This window comes from Elstera litoralis, assembly GCF_000963705.1.
GTDB lineage: Bacteria > Pseudomonadota > Alphaproteobacteria > Elsterales > Elsteraceae > Elstera > Elstera litoralis.
Window position 1 is genome coordinate 1 of the sequence record NZ_LAJY01000609.1, and the last position, 1,945, is coordinate 1,945.

General features: G+C 64.7%; 2 protein-coding genes and 1 pseudogene. All 3 read left to right on the forward strand.

Annotated features, from left to right (window positions below; genetic code table 11):
- The first annotated feature begins 8 nt into the window (after nt 1-8).
- The 3 genes and pseudogenes from VZ95_RS23305 to VZ95_RS18185 all read left to right on the forward strand — a co-directional run bounded on the left by VZ95_RS23305 (nt 9) and on the right by VZ95_RS18185 (nt 1,848).
- Nucleotides 9-155, forward strand: coding sequence for a YdcH family protein (locus tag VZ95_RS23305; protein WP_084627903.1), 147 nt, complete (start codon nt 9-11; stop codon nt 153-155).
- A 66-nt stretch (nt 156-221) separates the two neighbouring features.
- Nucleotides 222-760: pseudogene (gene purE, locus VZ95_RS23310) on the forward strand (5-(carboxyamino)imidazole ribonucleotide mutase).
- The gene (locus VZ95_RS18185; RefSeq protein ID WP_045777115.1) at nt 757-1,848 is read left to right on the forward strand and encodes a 5-(carboxyamino)imidazole ribonucleotide synthase; all 1,092 of its coding nucleotides are present in this window, start codon (nt 757-759) and stop codon (nt 1,846-1,848) included. The pseudogene purE and the gene VZ95_RS18185 overlap by 4 nt, the downstream one beginning before the upstream one ends.
- Nucleotides 1,849-1,945 lie beyond the last annotated feature (97 nt).

A 1,945-nucleotide genomic window follows, 5' to 3' on the forward strand; every position in this document is an offset into this window, starting at 1 on the left:
ATCGTGACCTGGACGAAGTGATCGCCCGCTTGATCGAGCGGCCCGATGGCGGGGCCGATCTTCTTCAGATTCAGCGCTTGAAAAAGCGCAAACTGATCTTAAAAGATCAGATGCATCAGCTCGAAAGCGCGCTTCTGCCCGATATTATCGCGTAAAGCCGCCCGCATAGCCGCGCTTTTCCCCTGAGCCGCAACCGCTTATACTGCGGTTTCCTTTTTTCTATGGATGATCCTTCAATGAGCAGCACGCCGTCGGTCGGCATTATCATGGGCAGTCAAAGCGACTGGGCCACTCTGCGCCATGCCGCTGAAACTCTGAGCGCCCTCGATGTGGCTTTGGAAACGCGCATCGTTTCGGCCCATCGCACGCCCGACCGGCTCTACGCCTATGCCAAAAGCGCGCGGGAACGGGGCCTGAAAGTCATTATCGCCGGGGCCGGCGGGGCCGCCCACCTGCCCGGTATGGTCGCCGCCCTCACCAGCCTGCCGGTCTTCGGCGTGCCGGTCGAAAGCCACGCGCTGAAGGGTATGGATTCGCTGCTCTCCATTGTGCAAATGCCCGGCGGCGTTCCCGTCGGCACGCTGGCCATCGGCAAGCCGGGGGCGATTAAACGCCGCCCTGCTGGCCGCGTCGGTGCTGGGGGTTGCAGGATGCAGCCCTCACGGCGCGGCTCGACGCTTGGCGCGCCCGCCAGACCGCTGGCGTGGCCGACGCGCCCGAAGAGGATGAAGACCCCTATTGGCAGAAGACCAGCCGATGAGTGCGAGTCTGCTTCTCCCCCCCGGCAGCACTATCGGTATTCTCGGCGGCGGGCAGTTGGGGCGGATGATCGCCCAGGCCGCCGCCAGCTTGGGCTATCGCACCCATATTTATGCGCCGGAAACCAATCCGCCCGCAGCGCAAGTGGCGACGGCGACGACCACCGCCGCTTATGAAGACCGGGACGCGCTGGCGCGCTTCGCCGCCGATTGCGCCGTCGTGACCTATGAGTTCGAGAATATCCCCGTGGAGCCGGTGAGTTTTCTCGCCGAATTGCTGCCCGTCCGTCCCAATCCGCGCGTGCTGCGCATTACGCAGGATCGGCTGAACGAAAAGGATTTTCTCGCCCGCATCGGCGTGCCGACGACGCGCTATCGCGGCGTTTCGGCCTTCGCGCGGCTGGCGGAAGTGGTGGCGGAAGTGGGCCGCCCCTGCGTGCTGAAATCGAGCCGCATGGGCTATGACGGCAAGGGCCAGGCCAAGATCGTCGAGGAAAGCGATATCGCGACCGCGTGGCGGCAGATGGGCGCATCGGTCGGCATCGTCGAAAAATTCGTCGATTTCGCCTATGAAGCCTCGGTCATCGTCACGCGCGGGCTCGACGGCGGCATGAGCTGCTTCGTGCCGGTGCAAAACCGCCACGAGAACCATATTCTCGCCGAAACCATCGTTCCCGCCCCGCTCTCGCCGGAAGCGCAAGCCCAGGCGCAAGATTTGGCCCGCAAAATCGCCGAGGCCATCGATCTGGTCGGTATTCTCTGCGTCGAACTCTTCGTCGGGGCCGATGGGGCCTTGCTGGTGAACGAACTCGCCCCGCGCCCGCATAATTCGGGCCATTGGACGCTCGACGCCTGCGTGACCAGCCAGTTCGAGCAACTCGTGCGCGCCATCTGCGGCCTGCCGCTGGGCTCCACCGAACGCTTGGCCGATTGCACGATGCAGAACCTCATCGGCGATCAGGTCCACGCCTGGCCCGAAATTCTAAAAGACCCGCGCGCCAAGCTGCACCTCTACGGGAAAGCCGAAGCGCGCCCAGGGCGCAAGATGGGGCATGTCACGCGCCTGCTCGGCCCCGTTACCGCCCTCTAAGGCCGCTCTTGGGTGGGGGTCCCCCCCAGATCGGTTATCGCCGCGATGGTCGCCTCGGCGGCGGCCCGTAGGTCGTCGATCCGCCGCTGGGCCGCGC